Origin of the sequence: Pseudomonas sp. FP2335 (genome assembly GCF_030687535.1) — a bacterium.
Classification (GTDB): Bacteria; Pseudomonadota; Gammaproteobacteria; order Pseudomonadales; family Pseudomonadaceae; genus Aquipseudomonas.
The window spans coordinates 5743605-5763432 of the sequence record NZ_CP117437.1 but is presented as its reverse complement, the minus strand read 5'-3'; the positions used below and the strand labels follow the sequence as shown (position 1 = coordinate 5763432).

General features: G+C 62.4%; 21 protein-coding genes and 1 other RNA gene. 10 read left to right on the top strand and 12 right to left on the bottom strand.

The window, feature by feature from the left end; translation table 11 throughout:
• Positions 1 to 63: 63 nt before the first annotated feature.
• The 4 genes from PSH81_RS26075 to PSH81_RS26060 form a co-directional block, all read right to left on the bottom strand.
• Complete coding sequence (locus tag PSH81_RS26075) at positions 64 to 1182, bottom strand: ABC transporter permease (protein WP_305391714.1); 1119 nt, start codon at positions 1180 to 1182, stop codon at positions 64 to 66.
• A complete protein-coding gene (gene rbbA / locus PSH81_RS26070) occupies positions 1182 to 3899 on the bottom strand; it encodes a ribosome-associated ATPase/putative transporter RbbA (RefSeq protein ID WP_226454619.1) in 2718 nt (905 codons plus the stop codon). Before rbbA ends, PSH81_RS26075 begins: the two co-directional genes overlap by 1 nt.
• On the bottom strand, positions 3896 to 4861 hold the full coding sequence (locus PSH81_RS26065) for an HlyD family secretion protein (RefSeq protein ID WP_192297926.1): 966 nt from the start codon (positions 4859 to 4861) through the stop codon (positions 3896 to 3898). The genes rbbA and PSH81_RS26065 overlap by 4 nt, the downstream gene beginning before the upstream one ends.
• A 141-nt stretch (positions 4862 to 5002) precedes the next feature.
• Positions 5003 to 5452: an EVE domain-containing protein gene (locus PSH81_RS26060; protein ID WP_305391713.1), complete on the bottom strand. Its 450-nt coding sequence runs from the start codon at positions 5450 to 5452 to the stop codon at positions 5003 to 5005.
• A gap of 194 nt (positions 5453 to 5646) precedes the next feature.
• Between PSH81_RS26060 and PSH81_RS26055 the strand changes: the two genes are divergently transcribed.
• Positions 5647 to 5796 (top strand): hypothetical protein, encoded by a 150-nt coding sequence (locus tag PSH81_RS26055; RefSeq protein WP_092355790.1) that lies wholly within the window; start codon positions 5647 to 5649, stop codon positions 5794 to 5796.
• A 24-nt stretch (positions 5797 to 5820) separates the two neighbouring features.
• Here the strand turns inward: PSH81_RS26055 and PSH81_RS26050 are convergent, their stop codons facing one another.
• The 4 genes from PSH81_RS26050 to PSH81_RS26035 form a co-directional block, all read right to left on the bottom strand.
• Entirely contained in the window at positions 5821 to 6435 is a 615-nt protein-coding gene (locus PSH81_RS26050) for a 5-formyltetrahydrofolate cyclo-ligase (RefSeq protein WP_305391712.1), read from the bottom strand.
• 57 nt (positions 6436 to 6492) lie between these two features.
• A non-coding RNA gene (gene ssrS / locus PSH81_RS26045) (6S RNA) lies at positions 6493 to 6671 on the bottom strand.
• Positions 6672 to 6701: 30 nt separating this feature from the next.
• Positions 6702 to 7019 carry a cell division protein ZapA gene (locus PSH81_RS26040; protein WP_159937738.1) on the bottom strand — a complete coding sequence of 106 codons (318 nt, stop codon included), beginning with the start codon at positions 7017 to 7019 and terminating at the stop codon, positions 6702 to 6704.
• On the bottom strand, positions 7016 to 7225 hold the full coding sequence (locus PSH81_RS26035) for a TIGR02449 family protein (protein WP_003177365.1): 210 nt from the start codon (positions 7223 to 7225) through the stop codon (positions 7016 to 7018). The genes PSH81_RS26040 and PSH81_RS26035 overlap by 4 nt, the downstream gene beginning before the upstream one ends.
• A 138-nt stretch (positions 7226 to 7363) precedes the next feature.
• Here PSH81_RS26035 and PSH81_RS26030 point away from each other — a divergent pair, with 138 nt between their 5' ends.
• The 9 genes from PSH81_RS26030 to gcvH all read left to right on the top strand — a co-directional run bounded on the left by PSH81_RS26030 (position 7364) and on the right by gcvH (position 16792).
• The gene (locus tag PSH81_RS26030; RefSeq protein ID WP_058426458.1) at positions 7364 to 7921 is read left to right on the top strand and encodes a YecA family protein; all 558 of its coding nucleotides are present in this window, start codon (positions 7364 to 7366) and stop codon (positions 7919 to 7921) included.
• 20 nt (positions 7922 to 7941) lie between these two features.
• Positions 7942 to 9264, top strand: coding sequence for a Xaa-Pro aminopeptidase (gene pepP / locus PSH81_RS26025; RefSeq protein WP_305391711.1), 1323 nt, complete (start codon positions 7942 to 7944; stop codon positions 9262 to 9264).
• Positions 9261 to 10448, top strand: coding sequence for a 2-octaprenyl-6-methoxyphenyl hydroxylase (gene ubiH, locus PSH81_RS26020; RefSeq protein WP_192297922.1), 1188 nt, complete (start codon positions 9261 to 9263; stop codon positions 10446 to 10448). The genes pepP and ubiH overlap by 4 nt, the downstream gene beginning before the upstream one ends.
• Positions 10441 to 10926 carry a DUF4442 domain-containing protein gene (locus PSH81_RS26015; RefSeq protein WP_226454615.1) on the top strand — a complete coding sequence of 162 codons (486 nt, stop codon included), beginning with the start codon at positions 10441 to 10443 and terminating at the stop codon, positions 10924 to 10926. The genes ubiH and PSH81_RS26015 overlap by 8 nt, the downstream gene beginning before the upstream one ends.
• A 9-nt stretch (positions 10927 to 10935) precedes the next feature.
• Positions 10936 to 12153, top strand: a complete 1218-nt coding sequence (locus tag PSH81_RS26010) for a 2-octaprenyl-3-methyl-6-methoxy-1,4-benzoquinol hydroxylase (RefSeq protein WP_305392805.1) — start codon at positions 10936 to 10938, stop codon at positions 12151 to 12153.
• 161 nt (positions 12154 to 12314) lie between these two features.
• Positions 12315 to 13319, top strand: a complete 1005-nt coding sequence (locus tag PSH81_RS26005; protein WP_017739066.1) for an extracellular solute-binding protein — start codon at positions 12315 to 12317, stop codon at positions 13317 to 13319.
• 180 nt (positions 13320 to 13499) lie between these two features.
• The gene (locus PSH81_RS26000; RefSeq protein ID WP_305391710.1) at positions 13500 to 15116 is read left to right on the top strand and encodes an iron ABC transporter permease; all 1617 of its coding nucleotides are present in this window, start codon (positions 13500 to 13502) and stop codon (positions 15114 to 15116) included.
• A 156-nt stretch (positions 15117 to 15272) separates the two neighbouring features.
• Positions 15273 to 16355 carry a glycine cleavage system aminomethyltransferase GcvT gene (gcvT, locus tag PSH81_RS25995; protein ID WP_305391709.1) on the top strand — a complete coding sequence of 361 codons (1083 nt, stop codon included), beginning with the start codon at positions 15273 to 15275 and terminating at the stop codon, positions 16353 to 16355.
• Positions 16356 to 16408: 53 nt separating this feature from the next.
• Positions 16409 to 16792: a glycine cleavage system protein GcvH gene (gcvH, locus tag PSH81_RS25990; RefSeq protein ID WP_192297917.1), complete on the top strand. Its 384-nt coding sequence runs from the start codon at positions 16409 to 16411 to the stop codon at positions 16790 to 16792.
• A 51-nt stretch (positions 16793 to 16843) separates the two neighbouring features.
• On the opposite strand, the gene PSH81_RS25985 is transcribed toward gcvH, so the two are convergent.
• From PSH81_RS25985 to PSH81_RS25970, 4 genes are all read right to left on the bottom strand, one after another.
• Entirely contained in the window at positions 16844 to 17983 is a 1140-nt protein-coding gene (locus PSH81_RS25985; protein ID WP_226454611.1) for a DegT/DnrJ/EryC1/StrS aminotransferase family protein, read from the bottom strand.
• A 156-nt stretch (positions 17984 to 18139) separates the two neighbouring features.
• On the bottom strand, positions 18140 to 18805 hold the full coding sequence (locus PSH81_RS25980; protein WP_305391708.1) for an outer membrane protein: 666 nt from the start codon (positions 18803 to 18805) through the stop codon (positions 18140 to 18142).
• Positions 18806 to 18996: 191 nt separating this feature from the next.
• Complete coding sequence (locus PSH81_RS25975) at positions 18997 to 19311, bottom strand: DUF2388 domain-containing protein (RefSeq protein ID WP_003176799.1); 315 nt, start codon at positions 19309 to 19311, stop codon at positions 18997 to 18999.
• A gap of 69 nt (positions 19312 to 19380) precedes the next feature.
• On the bottom strand, positions 19381 to 19827 hold the full coding sequence (locus tag PSH81_RS25970) for an NfeD family protein (RefSeq protein ID WP_192297914.1): 447 nt from the start codon (positions 19825 to 19827) through the stop codon (positions 19381 to 19383).
• Between the last annotated feature and the right edge of the window lies 1 nt (position 19828).

The window sequence follows — 19828 nt, the reverse complement described above, 5'->3', positions numbered from 1 at the left end:
TCATGTTGAAACGCGGTCAACTGTGGGAGCGGGCTTGCTCGCGAAGAGGCCCTGACAGTCACCTCAGGACGCCAAACTCTTCCTGAACCGTCCCAGCGCCACCGCAAAAAACACCAACCCGATCCCCGCCAGCGCCAGCAAGTCCGGCCACACCACACCCACCCCCGCATCCCGAAACAGAATCGCCGCGCTCAGGCTCACAAAATGCGTCGAGGGCGATGCCTGCATCACCCACTGCAACCACTCGGGCATGCTGTCCAACGGCGTACTGCCGCCGGACAACAACAGCATCGGGATAATCACCGGAATCGCCAGCAAGCCAAATTGCGGCGTCGAACGGGCCAGTGTGGCGAGAAAGATCCCCAGTGCGGTGCTGGCAAACAGATACAGGGCCGTGACAAACAGGAACAACCCCAGCGACCCCGCCAGCGGTACGCCGAGCAAACCCTTGACCACCACCTCCAGCGACACCCAGGTGCACAACACCACCACCAGCATGTTGCTCCAGATTTTTGCCAGCATGATCTCCAGCGCGGTCAGCGGCAGCACCAGCAAATGGTCGAGGGTGCCGTGCTCGCGTTCCCGCAGCAGCGCAGTGCCGGTGAGCACGACGGCGAGGATGGTGATGTTGTTGACGATCTGGATCACCGCCAGAAACCAGCCGCCTTCCAGGTTGGTGTTGAACAGCGCGCGGGTGGTCAGCAGGGCCGGCGTGTTACTCGCGGCAGCGGTCTGCCCGCTATAGGCCAGCAGCTCACGCTGGAAAATCCGCCCGATGTAGCCCGCGCCCATAAACGCCTGGCTCATCGCCGTGGCGTCCACATTCACCTGCACGCCGGGTTGGCGACCGGCCAGCAGGTCGGCCTGGAAATTCGCCGGCACATTGATGACGAAGGTATACGCGCCGCTGTCCATGACCTTGTCCAACTGGTCATAGGCTAATGGCACAGGCGCTTGAAACTCGGGTGGCTGCAGCGCTTCGGCCATCTGCCGCGAGAGCGTGCTGTGGTCTTCGTCGATAAACGCCACACTGGCGTTGTGTACGCCAATCACCGAACCGGCGGCGGGCATATAGATGGCTACGGTGAAGGCGTAGAACAGGAACAGCAGCAAGACGCTGTCGTGGCGCAGGCTGGTGAGTTCCTTCAGACCCAGGCGCAGGATGTGCGCGAACTTGTGCATCAGGCCTCCTGCTTCTTGAGCATGATCAGGCTCAACCCGGTGAACCCGACGAAAAAACCGAACAGCGCCAGGCACTGCGGCCACAGCTGGCGCAGGTCCAGGGCCTTGGTAAAGGTGCCTACCGCAATGTCGAGGAAATGCCCCGCCGGAAACAGCATGCCCATCAGCGCGGCGGCGCCTTCCAGGGACGAACGCGGCACGATCAGCCCGGAAAACTGGATAGTCGGCAGGCTGGTGATGATCATGGTGCCGAGGATCGCGGCGATCTGGGTGCGGGTGAACGCGGAAATCAGCAGGCCCATGCCGGTGGTGGCCAGCACATACAGCAGGCCGCCGAACGCCAACGTCAGGCCGCTGCCCTTGAATGGCACGCCGAACAGCCAGCGGTTCATCGCCACCAGCAGTGCCAGGTTGATCAGGCTGACGGCCAGGTACGGCGCCTGTTTGCCCAGCAGGAACTCCAGGCGTGTGAGCGGCGTGGCGTAGAAGTTGGTGATCGAGCCCAGCTCCTTTTCACGCACGATGCCGAGGGCGGTGAGCATCGCCGGAATAAACGCCAGGATCAGCGCCATTACGCCGGGGCCGATGGCGTTTACGCTGACCACGTCCTGGTTATAGCGAAAGCGCGTTTCCAGTTTGGCCGCTGCCGGGGTGTTTTGTGGCCGGCTGCTCAGTTCGCCCAGTTGCTGGAGGTTGGCTTGGTGCACGGCTTCTACATAGTTGCGGCTGGTTTCCGCACGAAACGGCATGCCGCCGTCGAGCCAGGCGGCCACGGTGGGTTGGCGACCTGCGTAGAGGTCGCGGCCAAAACCGGGGGGGATCTCCAGGGCCAGTTTGATTTCCGAGCGTTGCAGGCGCCGGTGCAGTTCGCTCGAATCCTGAATCGCCGGTTGCTCCTCGAAGTACCGCGAGCTGCGGAACGCCTCCAGGTAGGCGCGACTCTGCGGGGTCTGGTCTTGGTCATAGACGGCGAAGGCGAGGTTTTCCACATCCAGGGAAATGCCGTAGCCGAAGATCACCATCATGAACATCGCGCCGAGCAGGGCGAAGGCCATGCGCACCTTGTCGCGCAGCAGTTCCTTGCCTTCGCGGCTGGCCACGGCCAACAAGCGCGCCAGGCTGAAACCGCGCTTGCTCACCGGCGGCGCCGCGGTTTCGCTGACCGTGGCGGTGGGCGCAGTCGGCTCGGGTTCGCCCTGGGCCTGTTCCAGGCAGGTGACGAAGGCGGCTTCGAGGGTGTCGCCGTGGAACTGCTGTTGCAGCGCGTGCGGCGTGTCGCAGGCCAGCACCTTGCCCGCGTGCATCAAGGAAATGCGGTCGCAGCGCTGGGCTTCGTTCATAAAGTGTGTGGACAGAAAGATGGTCACGCCCTGTTCGCGGGACAACTCGATCAGCAGCCGCCAGAAGTCATCCCGCGCCGCCGGATCGACGCCCGAGGTCGGCTCGTCGAGGATCAGCACTTCCGGGCGATGCAGCACCGCCACCGCCAATGACAGGCGCTGGCGCAGGCCCAGGGGCAGTTCGCCGGAGGGTTGCTCGGCGACATCACCGAGGTCGAAACGCTGGATCAACTCGTCGATCCGCGGCCCGCTCTCGGCCGGGTTCAGGTCGAACAACTGCGCGTGCAGTACCAGGTTCTGGCGCACGCTGAGTTCGCCATACAGCGAGAAACTCTGCGACATGAACCCCACGCGCTTGCGGGTGGCCAGGTCCTTGGCATTCACCGGGTTGCCCAGCAACTTCGCGCTGCCTTCGGTGGCCGGCATCAGCCCGGTCAGCACCTTCATGGTGGTGGTCTTGCCGCAACCGTTGGAACCGAGGAAACCGAAAATCTCGCCACGGCCGATGGCGAAACTGACCTTGTTCACCGCGGTGAAATCACCGAAACGCAGGGTCAAGTCGTGGGCTTCGATGGCGATGTCGGTGTTGGCACTTTCCCGGGGTGGGATCAGCAGCGGTTGGTTGTCGTGGGCGCTGTCGCCCTGGAAGTGGGTGAAGGCCTCATCCAGTTTGCCACTGGGTGTGGCGGCGGCCAGTTCGCTGCTCAGGCCGTCGGCGATCAGTTTGCCGCGATCGAGCATCAGGCAATGTTCGAATTGTTCGGCTTCTTCCATGTAGGCCGTCGCCACCAGCAACGTCAGCTGCGGGCGCTCGCTGCGTACGGTTTCTACCAGCTCCCAGAAGCGTCGGCGCGACAGCGGATCGACGCCGGTGGTGGGTTCGTCGAGGATCAGCAGGTCCGGGTCGTGGATCAGCGCGCAGCACAGGCCGAGCTTCTGCTTCATCCCGCCGGACAGCTTGCCCGCCGGGCGTTCGGCGAAGCGTGCGAGGTCGGTGGCCAGCAGCAGGTTGTGCATGCGCTGGTCGCAGTCGGCTCTGGACAGGCCGAACAGCGTGGCGAAGAAACGGATGTTTTCGCTGATCGACAGCTCGGGGTACAGGTTGCCGCCCAGCCCTTGGGGCATGAAGGCGATGCGCGGGTAGAGGCTGTTGCGGTGGCGCCGGTCCTGGATCGAGCCGCCAAGCACCTCTAGCTGGCCTGCCTGGAGCTTTTTGACCCCGGCGATCAACCCCAGCAGGCTCGACTTGCCTGCGCCGTCCGGGCCGATCAAGCCGCAGCGCGTTCCGGCGGGCAGGCTGAAGGCGATGTCGAGCAAAGCCTGTTGTTTGCCGTAGCGATGGCTGATCCCGCTGGCGTGCAGCGCCAGGCCGGTCATTGCAGGTTGGCCGGCCAGGCGATGTCTGCCGTGCGCACGTAACCGGCGCCGGGCATGCCCGGTTTGGCTTGGGGCACGGCGTCGGGTTGGGTCAGGCGCAGTTTGACGCGGAACACCAGTTTCTGGCGCTCGTCGCGGGTTTCCACTTCCTTGGGCGTGAACTGGGATTTGGCGGCGACAAAGCTGATCTTGGCCGGCAGCGGTTGCTGGGGCAGGGCATCGAGCAGGATGCGCGCGTCGCTGCCGACGGTCAGGCGACCGGTGACGGAGGCGGGCAGGTAGAGGTTCATGTACTGGTCATTCGGATCGATCAACAGCAGCACACGTCCGCCCGCGCCAAGCACTTCGCCGGGCTCGGCCAGGCGCAGTTGGATGATCCCGTCGATGGGCGCGCGCAGGCTGCTGTCGTCGATCTCGCTGTTGAGCTGGGCGACTTGGGCCTGGGCCGCACCGATGGCGGCCTTCACCGAGTTGACCTGGGCTTGCGCGGCGATCACCGCGGCGTTGCCGGTGTTCTGCCGGGCTTGCTGCTGGTCGATCAGTTGGCTGCTGGCGAAGCCGCGCTTGTACAGCTCCTGGGTACGCTTGAGTTCCTGGTTGGCCAGCAACTGCTCGCTTTGGCGCAGTTGCACATTGGCCTCGGCGGCGGCGAAGTTTTCCTTGGCGCGCAGCACTTCGGCCTCGGCCTGGGCGCGTTGGGCCTCGAGGGTGCGGGTGTCCATGCGTGCGAGCAGTTGGCCTTTGAGCACCTTGTCGCCTTCGTCCACGCGCACCTCGGCCAGGCGCCCGGGGATCTTGGCGGCGATTTGCACTTCGGTGGATTCCAGGCGCCCGTTGCCCATGCTCAGGCCTTCGGGGAGGCGGTCCTGGAGGGAGCGCCAATAGCCGAAGCCGCCGGCACCCAGCAACAGGGCGATGAGTGCGATGGCGAAAAGACGGGAGGTGTGGTGATTCGTCGACATGGCGGCTTCCTGCGGCATTAGCATCCTAGTTTGACCGGATGGCGCCCAGGAGCGGTTGATTCCGGTCAAATGAAGCACCAGCCTAACCCGCCCGGCGTGCAGATGCATGCGTCTGGCGCGTGACTGCCGGGTTCTGGGTGTTTAACCCAGGGCGAGCACCGCCGCCCATTGTTCGGCGGTCACCGGCATCACCGACAGTCGGCTGCCTTTTTGCACCAGCGGCAACTCGGCGAGGGCGGTTTGCTGCTTCAGGTAGCCCAGGCCCAGCACCTTGGGGAATGTCTTGACGTGGGCGACGTCGATCGCGCTCCACGGATTTTTGTCCGGGGTGGCCTTGGCGTCGTAGTAGTGGCTTTGCGGCTCCAGGGCTGTGGGGTCCGGGTAGGCTGCCTTGATGATTTTTCCGATGCCGGCAATCCCTGGCTCCGGGCAGCTGGAATGGTAGAAGAAAAACTCGTCGCCCTCGGCCATGGCGCGCAGGAAATTGCGCGCCTGGTAGTTGCGGACCCCATCCCAGCGAGCTTCGCCGAGCTTTTCCAGGCCCTTGATGGAGAGTTCATCGGGCTCGGATTTCATCAGCCAGTAGGCCATTTTTGCGCTCCTCAAAATGGGGTTGGGCAAGTTGTCGGGCAATTGCATGACAAACCGACAGTCGGTTGGCGTCAAGGTTTGCGTGTTGGTTCACGTTACCGCAGAATGCCCGCTTTTAAGCTTGACAGCGCCGCAACGGACTCCTGAGGAACGTTGTTGTCATCGTGTACGAAGTGCCTGAAGGGGGGCAATCGATGCAACGTAAGCCGGATTTACTATGGATTTTGGTTATTTTGTTTGGTCTGGGCGTCGTGACCACCGGGTATGCCCAAAGCTTGTGGTCGAACAAGACCGATGCTCCCGTTGAATTGACTCAGCAACAGCCGCAACCGTTCAAGCGTTGACCCTTCTTCCAGACGCCGCTTTTTTTACTGCGGCGTCTGCGCGATATACCACTGCTTATCCGTGACGGTGCCGGCCAATGGCACATCCCAGCTCGCCTGCTTCAACTTCTCGACCTTCTGGCATTCATGGGCCAGGCCCAGCAACGTCGGCTTGCGCCAGCTCTGGCGGCGCGCGAGGTAAGCGAGGCTGCGGTCGTAGAAGCCGCCGCCCATGCCCAGGCGGCCACCCGCATCATCGAAACCGACCAACGGCAACAACACCAGGTCCAGCGCCCAGACCTTGCGCTGTTGGCCGATGTTGACCCGTGGCTCGAGGATGCGGAAGCGATTGGGCCTTAGCTTTTCCCCAGGCCGCACGCGCTGGAACACCATCTTGGTGCGTGGCCATGCGCTGAGCACCGGCAGGTAAGTGGCCTTGCCCCGGCGCTGGGCGGCACGCAGCAACAGGCGCGGGTCGATTTCGCCGTCCGTCGGTAGATACAGGGAAATGTGTTTGGCCCGGCGAAACAGCGGCTGCTGTGCCAGTTGCCGATAGAGGCCGTGGGCGGCCTTGCGCTGCTGGCTCGGGCTGAGCTCGCGGCGGGCCTTGCGCAACATGCGTCGAAGTTGCGGACGGGAAAGCGGCGCAGGTTCGGTCATGGTTTTCGGCTCATAAAACAATGCCAGTCCGAAGACTGGCATTGAGTTTGGGAATTCAGGCTCCCCGACAGAGCCGCTGTCGACTTAGCCCTTGAACCCGAAAGTTCAAGGTGGAAGAAGCAGTAGGCTTTAAGGCTTTCCGTCTAGCGGACATGCACACCAGCCCAACGTGCAACTTCCAGGGTAGTGCGAATCGGCTCAGGGACATCGCCGACTGGCAAACACGCCAGGGAGTGGGGCGAGTATACCTTAAACAGTCGCGGCAATCAGCCCTTGGGTGTGTCTGAATCGCTGGACAGCACCAGATCCACACGTTCCAGCAGGTCGCGCACCTGCTCGCGTGTCGAGCCGCTGGCCTGCACGTCAGGGCGCTCCTGCTTGTGCAGCAGATCGTGAGTGATGTTCAGCGCGGCCATCACGGCGATACGGTCGGCGCCGATGACTTTGCCGCTGCTGCGGATTTCACGCATTTTGCCATCCAGGTAGCGGGCGGCGCTCACCAGGTTGTTGCGCTCTTCCTGGGGACAGATGATCGAATATTCTTTATCCAGGATCTGCACGGTGACGCTATTGCTTGAACTCATGAGTCTTGCTCCAGGGCCTTCAGGCGCGAAATCATCGATTCGACCTTACGCCGGGCGATTTCGTTTTTTTCAATGAGGTGAGCGCGTTCCTCGCGCCAGGTTTTTTCCTGAGCTAGTAGGAGTCCGTTTTGACTCTTAAGTTGCTCGACCCGATCAATTAGCAACTCGAGTCTGGCCATCAGCGCTTGCAGGTCGGTGTCTTCCATTGGGTTCCACTGGATTTGTCTGATGAATGGCAACTGCAGGATAAACGATCTGACGCCCTTGATAGTCTTGGTACGTCTGCCGGTGCTAGGATACAGCGCTTCATTCTAGACATTGCGCCGTCTGGCGCCTAGCTCACCATGCCCATTCAGAACTCCCCGTACGATGCTTTTTCCAAACTGCTGAGCGCCAGCGGTCACCCATGCTCGCCTGCCGAATTGCACGGCGTGTTGCTGGGCCGCAGCTGCACCGGCGTAGGCTTTGATGCCGACAACTGGCTGGCCGATGTGGCCGAGCTGCTGGAGACCGAGCCGACCGACAACGTGCGCAACGCGCTGATCGGCCTGCAGGAAATGGTCAAGGGCGAGCTGACCGGTGACGACGTCACCGTGGTCCTGCTGCTGCCGACCGACGACGCACCGCTCACCGAACGCGCCGCCGCACTGGGCCAATGGTGCCAGGGCTTCCTCCACGGTTTCGGCGTGAACGCCGGCGGCCTGGAACTGAGCACCGACGCCAAGGAAGTGTTGCAGGACCTTGCGGCCATCTCCCAGGTACAAGACGCCCTGGAAGAGTCCGAAGACGGCGAAGGCGACTACATGGAAGTCATGGAGTACCTGCGCGTCGCGCCGCTGCTGCTGTTCACCGAGACCAAGAAGTCCGCAGAACCTGCCGCACCCAAGCCGTCGCTGCACTAAGCAAGGAAGCCCATCTGCCCATGATTCATATCCCCAGAGCGGAATACACCCGGCGTCGCAAGGCGCTCATGGCGCAGATGGAACCCAACAGCATCGCGATCCTGCCGGCCGCCGCCGTGGCGTTCCGCAACCGTGATGTCGAGCACGTCTACCGCCAGGACAGCGACTTCCAGTACCTGAGCGGTTTCCCCGAACCCCAGGCGGTGATCGTGCTGATGCCCGGTCGCCTGCATGGCGAGTACGTGCTGTTCTGCCGCGAACGCAACGCTGAACGCGAATTGTGGGACGGCCTGCGCGCCGGCACCGAAGGCGCGATCCGCGACTTTGGCGCCGACGACGCGTTCCCCATCACCGACATCGACGACATCCTGCCCGGCCTGATCGAAGGCCGCGACCGGGTGTATTCGGCCATGGGCAGCAATGCCGAATTCGACCGCCACCTGATGGAGTGGATCAACGTGATCCGCTCTAAAGCGCACCTCGGCGCCCAGCCGCCGAACGAATTTGTTGCGCTGGATCATCTGCTCCACGACATGCGCCTGTATAAATCGGCGGCGGAAGTGAAGGTGATGCGCGAGGCGGCACGGATTTCCTGCGCGGCCCACGTACGGGCGATGCAGGCCAGCCGCGCCGGTTTGCACGAGTTCAGCCTGGAAGCCGAACTGGACTACGAATTCCGCAAGGGCGGCGCAAAGATGCCGGCCTATGGCTCCATCGTCGCCGCCGGGCGCAACAGCTGCATCCTGCATTACCAGCAGAATGACGCCGTGCTCAAGGACGGCGATCTGGTGCTGATCGACGCCGGTTGCGAGATCGACTGCTACGCCAGCGACATCACCCGCACCTGGCCGGTCAACGGCAGGTTTTCGCCCGAGCAAAAGGCGGTCTACGAGATTGTGCTGGCCTCCCAGGAAGCCGCCTTTGCCCAGATCGCCCCCAACAAACATTGGAACCAGGCCCACGAGGCGACGGTGCAAGTCATCACCGCCGGGCTGGTCAAGCTGGGCTTGTTGCAGGGCGACGTCGACGAGTTGATCGCCAGCGAAGCCTACAAAGCCTTCTACATGCACCGCGCCGGCCACTGGCTGGGCATGGATGTGCATGACGTGGGCGAGTACAAGGTGGGCGGTGAATGGCGCGTGCTGGAGGTGGGCATGGCATTGACCGTGGAGCCGGGGATCTACATCTCGCCGGACAACCAGAATGTGGCAAAGAAATGGCGTGGCATTGGCGTGCGCATCGAGGACGACGTGGTAGTGACCAAGCAAGGCTGTGAAATCCTGACCGGCGGCGTGCCCAAGACCGTCGCCGAGATCGAAGCGTTGATGGCGGCTGCCCGATGAGCCGGGTCAACCTCGCGATCATCGGCGGTGGCCTGGTGGGCGCCAGTCTGGCCCTGGCGTTGCAGGCCGGGGCCAAGGCGCGTGGCTGGAAGATCGTGATGATCGAGCCGTTCGCACCGGGCGACAGCTACCAGCCGAGCTACGATGCGCGCTCGTCGGCGTTGTCCTACGGCGCCCGGCAGATTTATCAGCGCCTGGGCCTGTGGCAGGACATTTCCCGTCGCGCCGAGCCGATCAAGCAGATTCACGTGTCGGACCGGGGGCGTTTTTCCACGGCGCGCCTGTCTGCCATGGAAGAGGGCGTGCCAGCCCTGGGTTATGTCGTCGAAAACGCCTGGCTCGGCCAATGCCTGTGGCAAGGTTTGGATAAAGACGTGGTCAGCTGGCGCTGCCCGGCTGAAGTCACGCGCATGGAACCACTGCCCGACGGCTATCGCCTGACCCTCAACGATGAAACCGTGCTGGAATGCGACCTCGCCGTGCTGGCCGACGGCGGCCGTTCCGGCCTGCGCGAGCAACTGGGCATCGGCGTGAAAACCCGGCCGTACAACCAGAGCGCGCTGATCGCCAACATCACCCCGAGCGAAGCCCACAACGGCGAAGCCTTCGAGCGTTTCACCGATGAAGGCCCGATGGCCTTGCTGCCGCTGCCGGACAACCGTTGCGCACTGGTGTGGACGCGCATCGGCATGGACGCCCAGCGCCTGGCGAACCTCGATGAGCGCAGCTTCCTCAGTGAATTGCAGGGCGTGTTCGGCTACCGCCTGGGCACCCTCAAGCAAGTTGGCGCACGTCACCTGTATCCGTTGACCCTGGTGGAAGCCGAAGAACAAGTGCGCTCCCACCTGGCGATCCTCGGCAACGCCGCCCACAGCCTGCACCCGATTGCCGGGCAGGGCTTCAACCTGTCCCTGCGGGATGCCCACGCCTTGGCCGAAGCCTTGCTGGCCGGGCCTGAGGTGCCGGGCGACCTGGCGACGTTGCAAGGCTACCGCGAGCGCCAGCGCCTGGACCAGAAACTTACTGTGGGCTTCTCCGACCAGGTCACGCGCCTGTTTGGCAGCGCCCAGCCGCTGGTCGCCCTGGGCCGCAACATGGGCCTGCTCGGTCTCGACCTGCTACCGCCGGCCAAACGCTGGTTCGCCCGTCAGGCCATGGGCCTGGGCACGCGTCCCGATGCGTAAGTGGTTGATTGAGCGCCTGGGCAAGGCGCGCTTGTTGCGTTGGATCATGACCCTGTACCCGCCGTACCTGGGGGCGGGCGTCAGCGTGCAGCAGATGAGCGCGGACTTTCGCCACGTCAAAGTGCGCATGGGCCTGGGCTGGTACAACCGCAACTATGTCGGCACGCAGTTCGGCGGCAGCCTGTATTCGATGGTCGATCCCTTCTACATGTTGATGCTCATGGAGAACCTGGGCCGCGACTACATCGTCTGGGACAAGGCCGCGAGTATCGATTTCATCTCGCCGGGCAAAGGCCCGGTGTTTGCCGAGTTTTCCATCGACGATACGTTGCTCGATGAAATCCGCCGGCAGACCGAGGGTGGCGAGAAGTACTTGCCTCACCTCAAGGTACAGATTCATGACGGCGCCGGCACCCTGGTGGCGCGCGTCGACAAAACCCTTTACGTGCGGCGCAAGCCGCCAGCGAGACAGGCTTAAACCATGGACATGCGCGCAGATGTGCTGATTGTCGGGGCCGGAATGGTCGGAAGCGCCCTGGCGCTGGCGTTGCAGGGCAGTGGCTTGCAGGTGTTGCTGCTCGACGGCAGCCCGCTGAGCGTCAAGCCGTTCGCTCACGACGCGGCGTTCGAACCCCGCGTGAGCGCCTTGTCGGCCGCCAGCCAGCGCATCCTCGAGCGCCTGGGCGTGTGGGACGGCATCGTCGAGCGCCGCGCCAGCCCTTACGGCGAGATGCAGGTGTGGGACGGCAGCGGCACCGGGCAGATCCACTTCTCGGCGGCCAGCGTGCATGCCGAGGTGCTTGGGCATATCGTCGAAAACCGTGTGGTCCAGGATGCCTTGCTTGAGCGCCTGCACGACTGCGACCTGGGCTTGCTGGCCAATGCGCGCCTGGAACACATGCGCCGCTCCGGCGATGACTGGCTGCTGACCCTGGCCGATGGTCGCAAGTTGCGCGCGCCGTTGGTGGTGGCGGCCGACGGCGCCAACTCCGCCGTGCGCCGCCTGACCGGCACCGCGACCCGCGAATGGGATTACCTGCATAACGCCATCGTCACCAGCGTGCGCAGCAGCCAACCGCACCAGCGCACGGCGTGGCAACGTTTCACCGACACCGGGCCGCTGGCGTTTTTGCCCCTGGTACGCGATGGGCAAGAGGACTGGTGTTCGATCGTCTGGTCGACCACGCCGGCGGAGTCCGAGCGCCTGATGGCACTGGACGATGAAGGCTTCTGCCGTGAATTGGAGCGCGCCTTTGAAGGCCGCCTGGGCACGGTGATCAGCGCCGACCCGCGTGTCTGCGTGCCGCTGCGCCAGCGCCACGCCAAACGCTACGTGGCCGAAGGCCTGGCGTTGATCGGCGACGCAGCCCACGTGATTCACCCGTTGGCGGGGCAGGGCGTGAACCTGGGCTTTCTCGATGCGGCGACGCTGGCCGAAGTGCTGTTGTCCGCCACCGAGCGCGGCGAACGCCTGGCGGATGTAAAAGTGCTGAGCCGCTACGAGCGCCGACGCATGCCGCACAACCTGGCGTTGATGGCCGCGATGGAGGGCTTCGAGCGGTTGTTCCAGGCCGACCAACTGCCGCTGCGCTGGTTGCGCAATGCCGGGCTGAAGATGGTCGACCAGATGCCCGAAGCCAAGGCCGTGTTCGTGCGCCAGGCCTTGGGCCTGACTGGCGATCTGCCTGATTTGGCAAAGCCCTGAGCTTGAAACCCGGTCCCCTGTGGGAGCTGGCTTGCCTGCGAAGAGGCCATCAGCCCCACTATAAATCCTAGTCATGCAACATCTGGTAACGCCTCCAGCAAGCGCCGGCAAATGTGAGTCCTTATCATTTGCGCTCTTTTTGCAAATGAGAGACCGCACCCATGTTGGCACCCAAGCGCCTCCTGACTGCCCTGGCACTCACCCTGATCGGCAGCACCACCGTGCAGGCAGCCGACGAAGTGGTGGTCTACTCCTCGCGCATCGACGAACTGATCAAGCCGGTGTTCGACGCCTACACCCAGAAGACCGGTGTGCAGGTGAAGTTCATCACCGACAAGGAAGCCCCGCTGATGCAGCGCATCAAGGCCGAGGGCGAAAACGCCACCGCTGACCTGCTGCTGACCGTCGATGCCGGCAACCTCTGGCAGGCCGAGCAAATGGGCATCCTGCAACCGTTCACCTCGCCGGTGATCGACAAGAACATCCCCCTGCAGTATCGCTCCTCCAACCACGCCTGGACTGGCCTGAGCCTGCGTGCCCGTACCATCGCCTATTCCACTGACCGGGTGAAACCGGGTGACCTGACTACCTACGAAGCCCTGGCCGACAAGCAGTGGGAAGGTCGCCTGTGCCTGCGCACCGCGAAGAAGGTCTACAACCAGTCGCTGACCGCCACCCTGATCGAAACCCATGGCGCGGCCAAGACCGAAGAAATCGTCAAGGGTTGGGTCAACAATCTGTCCACCGACGTGTTCTCCGATGACATCGCCGTACTCGAAGCGATCAACGCCGGGCAATGCGACGTGGGCATCGTCAACACCTATTACTACGGGCGCCTGCACAAGCAGAACCCGAAGCTGGCGGTGAAGCTGTTCTGGCCGAACCAGGGCGACCGTGGCGTGCATGTGAACCTGTCGGGCATCGGCCTGACCAAGCACGCGCCGCACCCGGAAGCCGCCAAGGCCTTGGTCGAGTGGATGACCACGCCTGAGGCGCAGAAGATCTTCGCCGACGTGAACCAGGAATTCCCGGCCAACCCGGCAGTGCCGCCGTCGGCGGAAGTGGCGACCTGGGGCAAGTTCGTGGCGGACACCTTGCCGGTGGAAGTGGCGGGCAAGCGTCAGGCCGAGGCGATCCGCCTGATGGATCGCGCTGGCTGGAACTAAGTACAATCTGCCAGGCACCGCAGTCCTGAATGTGAGAGCTGGTTTGTGTGGGAGCTGGCTTGCCTGCGATAGCATCACCTCGGTGTATCAGTGATACCGAGGTGATGCTATCGCAGGCAAGCCAGCTCCCACATTGGTTAGCGGCGACTTCAAATTCTTCATTATTCCGAGAGCTTTTCCTTGGCCCACCCTGCCCAACGCCGCTGGTACCTGCCGGTTTTCACCGTCGCCGCCCTGGTGCTGCTGCCGCTGAGCGTGCTGTTGCTGTCGTGGCAGAGTATCGATGTGCAGATCTGGTCCCACCTCTGGGAAACCCAGATGCCGCGCCTGCTGGGCAACACCCTGACTCTGGTGCTGGGCGTCGGCGTCGGTGTGACCCTGCTTGGGGTCAGCCTGGCCTGGCTGACCAGCCTGTGCGAATTCCCCGGGCGGCGCTGGCTGGATTGGGCGCTGATGCTGCCCTTCGCCATTCCGGCCTATGTACTGGCGTTTGTGTTTGTCGGCCTGCTGGATTTTTCCGGGCCGGTGCAAACCCTGCTGCGCGAGTGGTTCGGCACCGGCCTGCGCCTGCCACGCGTGCGTTCCACCAGCGGCGTGATCACCGTGTTGGTGCTGGTGTTCTATCCCTATGTCTATCTACTGGCGCGCACCGCGTTCCTCGCCCAGGGCAAGGGCCTGATGGAAGCGGCGCGGGTGTTGGGGCAGTCACCGTGGCAAGCGTTCTGGCGCGTGGCGTTGCCCATGGCGCGGCCGGCGATTGGTGCCGGCGTGGCGTTGGCGCTGATGGAAACGCTGGCGGATTTCGGCGCGGTCTCGGTGTTCAACTTCGATACCTTTACCACCGCCATCTACAAGACCTGGTACGGTTTTTTCAGCCTGTCGAGTGCGGCGCAACTGGCCAGCCTGTTGCTGTTGGTGGTGATGCTGGTGCTGTACGGCGAGCGCCGTGCCCGGGGCGCCAGCCGGCCGAGCAACGAGCGGCCACGGGGCAAGGCGCTGTATCACCTGCGTGGGCTCAAGGCGGCAGCAGCCAGCAGTTGGTGTGGGTTGGTGTTTGCCTGCGCGTTTGTCATCCCGATGCTGCAACTGGTCGCTTGGTTCTGGCAGCGCGGTCGCTTCGACTGGGATGAGCGTTATTCGGGCCTGATCGTGCATACGCTCTACCTGGGCGGTATCGCTGCGCTGATAACCGTCAGTGTGGCGCTGGTGCTGGCGTTCGCCAACCGGCTGGCACCTACCCGGGCGATTCGCTCCGGCGTCAGCCTGGCCAACGTCGGCTACGCCTTGCCGGGCTCGGTGCTGGCGGTGTCGATCATGTTGGCGTTCAGCTACCTGGACCGTGAGCTGGTGGTGCCGCTGTCGGGCTGGCTGGGCGGTGCGGGCAAGCCGTTGCTGCTGGGCAGCCTGTCGGCGCTGGTGCTGGCGTATCTGGTGCGCTTTTTGGCGGTCGCCTACGGGCCGCTGGAAAACAGCCTGGCGCGAATCCGACCCTCGTTGCCGGAAGCGGCGCGCAGTCTTGGCGTGAGCGGGCCACGACTGTTTTGCAAAGTGTATCTGCCGTTGCTGCTACCGGGGACGTTGAGTGCGGCGTTGCTGGTGTTCGTCGATGTGCTAAAGGAAATGCCCGCGACCCTGCTGATGCGTCCGTTCGGCTGGGACACTCTGGCCGTTCGGATCTTTGAAATGACCAGCGAAGGCGAGTGGGCGCGGGCGTCTTTGCCGGCCCTGACGTTGGTGTTGGTCGGCCTGTTGCCGGTGATCGGGCTGATCCGGCGCTCTGCTCGGCAAATCGGCTAGGTGCCAGTCCTACGGCTTGCAGCTACAATGCGCGGCATTCGGTGCGCTCCGCCTTTCTGGCCGGGTTGCTGTAGGTGGTTGCCGGCCTTGTAAATCAAGGCGTTCAGCACGTACGACAACGCTGCGCACCTTCGCCAAGCCCGGAAGGAGAAACCCATGGGACAGCGTACGCCTCTGTATGACCTGCATCTCGCCCTCGGCGCGAAAATGGTCGATTTTGGCGGTTGGGATATGCCTCTGCACTATGGTTCGCAAGTCGAAGAACACCATCAGGTGCGACGCGACTGCGGGGTGTTCGATGTATCTCATATGACCGTGATCGATGTCACCGGCCCCCAGGCCAAGGAATGGCTGCAGCACCTGCTGGCCAATGATGTCGAGCGCTTGCATGGCTGCGGCCGTGCGTTGTACAGCGCCATGCTCAACGAAAAGGGCGGCGTGGTGGACGACATGATCGTCTACCGCACCGAGAGCGGCTACCGGCTGGTGGTAAACGCCGCTACCCGCGACCAGGACATCGCCTGGATGCAGGCGCAACTGAGTGGCTATGAGGTGCAACTGCACGAGCGGTCCGAGTTGGCCATGCTCGCCATTCAGGGCCCCCATGCCCGGCAGAAGATCGCCGAGTTGGTCACCCAGTCCCGCGGCGCCCTGATTCATCAGCTCAAGCCGTTTGAAGGCCTGGCCGATGGCGACTGGTTTATCGCACGCACCGGTTATACCGGCGAGGACGGTTTGGAAATCGTGCTGCCCGCCGAACAGGCCCCGGGCTTTTTCAACGATCTGGTGGGCGCGGGCATTTCTCCCATTGGCCTCGGCGCCCGCGATACCTTGCGCCTTGAAGCGGGCATGAACCTGTATGGCCAGGATATTCACCAAGATGTTTCGCCGCTTGCGGCCAACATGGCCTGGAGCATTGCCTGGGAACCGGCCGAGCGCAATTTCATCGGCCGTACCGCGCTGGAAGCCGAGTTGGCGGCCGGTGTGCAATTCAAATTGGTCGGGTTGGTGCTGGAAGAACGAGGTGTTTTACGCGCTCACCAAGTAGTTCGTATCGCCAATGTTGGCGAAGGGGAGATCACCAGTGGTAGTTTCTCTCCTACGCTGAGCAAATCCATTGCCCTGGCACGTGTACCGACGGCGACAGCTGATCGTGCCGAAGTGGAAATCCGCGGCAAGTGGTATCCGGTTCGAGTGGTCAAGCCGACCTTCGTGCGCCATGGTAAAACCTTGATCTAACCTATTTCCGGCAGGCCAAAGGCCGCTGACACTACTTCTTGAGGACACAGACTATGAGCAATATCCCGGCCGACCTGCGTTTTGCCGAGAGTCATGAATGGGCCCGTCTGGAAGCTGACGGCACTGTGACCGTCGGTATCTCCGACCATGCCCAGGAAGCGTTGGGTGATGTGGTGTTTGTTGAGCTGGCGGAAGTCGGCGCGCAGTTCGAGGCTGAAGGCCAGGCGGGTGTGGTTGAGTCGGTGAAGGCGGCTTCGGATATTTATGCGCCCGTTGCTGGCGAAGTGATTGCCGTCAACGAGGAACTGAGCGGGAGCCCTGAGCTGTTGAACTCCGACCCGTACGGCGCCTGGATTTTCAAGCTCAAGCCAAGCAACCCGGCTGACCTGGAAAAACTGCTGGATGCTGCCGGCTACAAAGCCGCCATCGGCGAATAAGCACGGGTAAAAATCTGGGAGGGGGCAAGCCCCTCCCAGATTGGCGTCTACTCAGGGTTTGAGTACGGCTTTTACGGCCTCCACCGACCGTTCCACATCCGCTTCCGTCATCGCCGTGAACATCGGCAACGACACGATCAAACGTCCCACCTTTTCCGCGACCGGGAACATGCCTTCCTTGAACCCCTGTGCCCGATAAAGGCTCAACAGGTGGATAGGCGGGTAGTGATAGCCGATGCCGACGCCGCGGGCCTGCATCTGCTCCATGAAGGTGGCGCGAGCGGGCAGGCCGTCCTGGCGTTCCGGCAGCACCAGTTGGAACAGGTGCCAGTTGCTGTTCTCAAAATCCGCCGGCGGCAGCTGTGCACCGTATTTCTCTTCGAAGTCGCTGCCGAAGCATTTGAAGTAGTGCCGCGCCAGGTTCTGGCGGTGGGCAGTGATCTCTTCGATGTGGGCAAACTGGCCCAGGCCGATGGTGGCGGCGATGTCGGTCATGTTGAACTTGCCGCCGAGTACATCCACGTCCAAGCCGTCGAAACCGGTGCGTGTTACGCCTTGCAGGCGATACTTCTCTGCCAGGCGGGCTTCGTCGGCATTGTTCAATACCAGGCAGCCACCCTCGGAACAGGTGACATTCTTGTTCGCCTGGAAGCTGAACGATACGAAGTCACCAGTGGCGCCGATGCGCTCGCCATCCCAGCTGGAGCCCAGGGCCTGGGCGGCATCTTCGATGACGCGCAGGTTGTACTTGTTGGCCAGTGCGTAAAGCATCGGCATGTCCAGGGGCAGGCCGGCCAGGTACACCGGGATGATTGCCTTGGTACGTGGCGTGATCGCGGCTTCTACCTGGGCCAGGTCGAGGTTGCGGGTGACCGGGTCGATGTCGGCAAATACCGGCGTGGCGCCCACTTCCAGAATTACGTTGGCGGTGGCGACCCAAGAGATTGGCGTGGTGATGACTTCATCGCCCGCGCCGATCCCGGCGATGCGCAGCGCGATCTCCATGGTGCAGGTGCCCGAGTTGAATGTGCGCACCGGCCGGCCGCCAAAATATTCCGACAGCTGTGCTTCGAACGCCTGCACTTTCGGCCCGCTGGTGATCCAGCCCGAGCGCAGTACATCGCCAACCGCCGAGATGGTGGCTTCATCGATGATGGGTTTGGAGAACGGCAGAAAGGGCTGTTGGCTCATGACGACGAAGGCATCCGTTTCAAAGGGGTAATGAGTGAAAAATCGGTCAGTGCCGGCATAGTTGCACGGTCCGACTGAATATAGCCTGTCCTGCGTGAATGAATCGTCACCGTCGGGTTAAAAATGCCGCTTCAAAAGTGGCATTCTGTGAAGGCTTCAAAAAGAGTAGCGGGCTTCCAGAAACACATTCTGCTCCTTGAGCTTGCCTTTGATTTGTTCATCCCGGGCGTTCACACGGTTCGCAAAGGTGTTGTAGCCGGTTTCAACATCGCCCATTGCGATGTAACGGTAACCAGTGCCCAGTGTGATCTGGTCAGTGACCTTGGCTTCCAGCCCCATGCCTAGGCTATAGGCGAAGTTATGCTGGCGGTTATTGGCGAAACGACGGGCCACATTGGTTTGATAGCCTTCGGCTTCAACACGTGCGACGCCCACCCCGGCCATCCCGTAGAACGACAACCATGGGTTGATCGAGATGTCTTTGTAGCCATTGAGCATCAAGCGTTGGCTCTGGACATGCAGGCTGTTGACGTTGGCATTAAAGGGGGCCCAGTAGGACTTGAATGTCGAGTCGTTCGGCATCGTGTATTCCCCTTCCAGACGCCAGCCACTGTCGAAGGCATAGCCCGCGGCGAACGAGGCCACGACAGACTTGCTGCTGTCCGGGGCGTCCACCCGTTCTGTCACGCGAGGGCTGGTGAGCAGCGAACTGGCGAGGTTCTGGCGAGCGCTGTTGAATTTGACTGATCCGTACCAGCTTTCTGCCTGGGCGTAGCTGGCGGAAAATGCAGACAGTAGCAGTGCATAGGCAATCTTGTGCATGGGCAGTGATTCGCTTTATCTAAAAAGGAATCCTTAGCTTGTTACCCACCCGGATGAGGCTCGACAGGACTTTGCTGTATTGGGCTGTGAAAGCAGGAGTGCTTGTGTAGTGCCCCGGTGAGATTGACTGTAGGAATGGAAGACAAAAAAAATGCCGCTGGTTAACAGCGGCATTTTTTATCGAGCACGAATCACTCGGTAACTGCGTTTTTCGCAAGGATGGCGTTGGCCAACTCCATGTCCGTGGCCTGTAGGCCAGGGTTGTCGGCGCGGACTTTCTGCATCGCAGCTTCCAGGTATGGGCCACGGATGCCACCGTCGCTGGCGACAAAGCTGCCTGCATCGTCTTGTGCAGCGACCACCAGTTTGTGGTCTTTGAATGTCAGGTACGTCGAGCCGGTAGTGGCGCCCGACGAGATGACATTGCGCCAGAAACTGTCGGCCATGGCTGAACCGACAGGAAGGGAAAGCACAGCAAGGGTTGCGACAGCATATTTGAGACGCATGATGGGTGACTCCGGGTGGGTTATCTGTTCTTTATGATTGTAGTTAGTCCAACCGAGTTCCCTCACTGACTAAACAGTTTCAACCCTCAACACTACGCCGTCCTGACCAACCACCCGGACTTGAGCGCCCACAGGGCTGTCCGGGCCGGTCACCATCCACACGCCATCGCCGACTTTTACCTTGCCTCGTCCATCCACAATCGCCTGGTGCACCATGAAGGTGTGACCGATCAGCTCCGAGCCGCGCTCGTTGAGCCCGGGTTGGTCGCTCACCTTGGCACTGCTGCGCTGGCGCTTCCACCAATACACCGCTGTCAGTATGGACAGCAGCGCAAACAACAGGAGCTGCCACTCCAGCCCCAAGGGCGGCACCAGGAACTTGATCACGCCCACGGCAGCCGCGGCGATACCCATCCACAACAGGTAACCGCCAGCGCCGAAAACCTCGAGAATCAGCAGCACCGTACCCAGTGCCAGCCAATCCCAGAACGACAGATGCTGCAGGAAATCCCACATG

Bases quoted from the DNA above. Each gene is read 5' to 3' on its own strand.
- pepP (WP_305391711.1), top strand. From the start codon at position 7,942: ATGATTCATATCCCCAGAGCGGAATACACCCGGCGTCGCAAGGCGCTC.
- PSH81_RS25985 (WP_226454611.1), bottom strand. From the start codon at position 17,983: ATGAGCCAACAGCCCTTTCTGCCGTTCTCCAAACCCATCATCGATGAA.
- PSH81_RS26010 (WP_305392805.1), top strand. From the start codon at position 10,936: ATGCGCGCAGATGTGCTGATTGTCGGGGCCGGAATGGTCGGAAGCGCC.
- PSH81_RS26005 (WP_017739066.1), top strand. From the start codon at position 12,315: ATGTTGGCACCCAAGCGCCTCCTGACTGCCCTGGCACTCACCCTGATC.
- PSH81_RS26060 (WP_305391713.1), bottom strand. From the start codon at position 5,452: ATGGCCTACTGGCTGATGAAATCCGAGCCCGATGAACTCTCCATCAAG.
- PSH81_RS25970 (WP_192297914.1), bottom strand. From the start codon at position 19,827: ATGTGGGATTTCCTGCAGCATCTGTCGTTCTGGGATTGGCTGGCACTG.
- gcvH (WP_192297917.1), top strand. From the start codon at position 16,409: ATGAGCAATATCCCGGCCGACCTGCGTTTTGCCGAGAGTCATGAATGG.
- rbbA (WP_226454619.1), bottom strand. From the start codon at position 3,899: ATGACCGGCCTGGCGCTGCACGCCAGCGGGATCAGCCATCGCTACGGC.
- PSH81_RS26065 (WP_192297926.1), bottom strand. From the start codon at position 4,861: ATGTCGACGAATCACCACACCTCCCGTCTTTTCGCCATCGCACTCATC.
- PSH81_RS26075 (WP_305391714.1), bottom strand. From the start codon at position 1,182: ATGCACAAGTTCGCGCACATCCTGCGCCTGGGTCTGAAGGAACTCACC.
- PSH81_RS26040 (WP_159937738.1), bottom strand. From the start codon at position 7,019: ATGAGTTCAAGCAATAGCGTCACCGTGCAGATCCTGGATAAAGAATAT.
- PSH81_RS26035 (WP_003177365.1), bottom strand. From the start codon at position 7,225: ATGGAAGACACCGACCTGCAAGCGCTGATGGCCAGACTCGAGTTGCTA.
- gcvT (WP_305391709.1), top strand. From the start codon at position 15,273: ATGGGACAGCGTACGCCTCTGTATGACCTGCATCTCGCCCTCGGCGCG.
- ubiH (WP_192297922.1), top strand. From the start codon at position 9,261: ATGAGCCGGGTCAACCTCGCGATCATCGGCGGTGGCCTGGTGGGCGCC.
- PSH81_RS25975 (WP_003176799.1), bottom strand. From the start codon at position 19,311: ATGCGTCTCAAATATGCTGTCGCAACCCTTGCTGTGCTTTCCCTTCCT.
- PSH81_RS26050 (WP_305391712.1), bottom strand. From the start codon at position 6,435: ATGACCGAACCTGCGCCGCTTTCCCGTCCGCAACTTCGACGCATGTTG.
- PSH81_RS26015 (WP_226454615.1), top strand. From the start codon at position 10,441: ATGCGTAAGTGGTTGATTGAGCGCCTGGGCAAGGCGCGCTTGTTGCGT.
- PSH81_RS26030 (WP_058426458.1), top strand. From the start codon at position 7,364: ATGCCCATTCAGAACTCCCCGTACGATGCTTTTTCCAAACTGCTGAGC.
- PSH81_RS26055 (WP_092355790.1), top strand. From the start codon at position 5,647: ATGCAACGTAAGCCGGATTTACTATGGATTTTGGTTATTTTGTTTGGT.
- PSH81_RS25980 (WP_305391708.1), bottom strand. From the start codon at position 18,805: ATGCACAAGATTGCCTATGCACTGCTACTGTCTGCATTTTCCGCCAGC.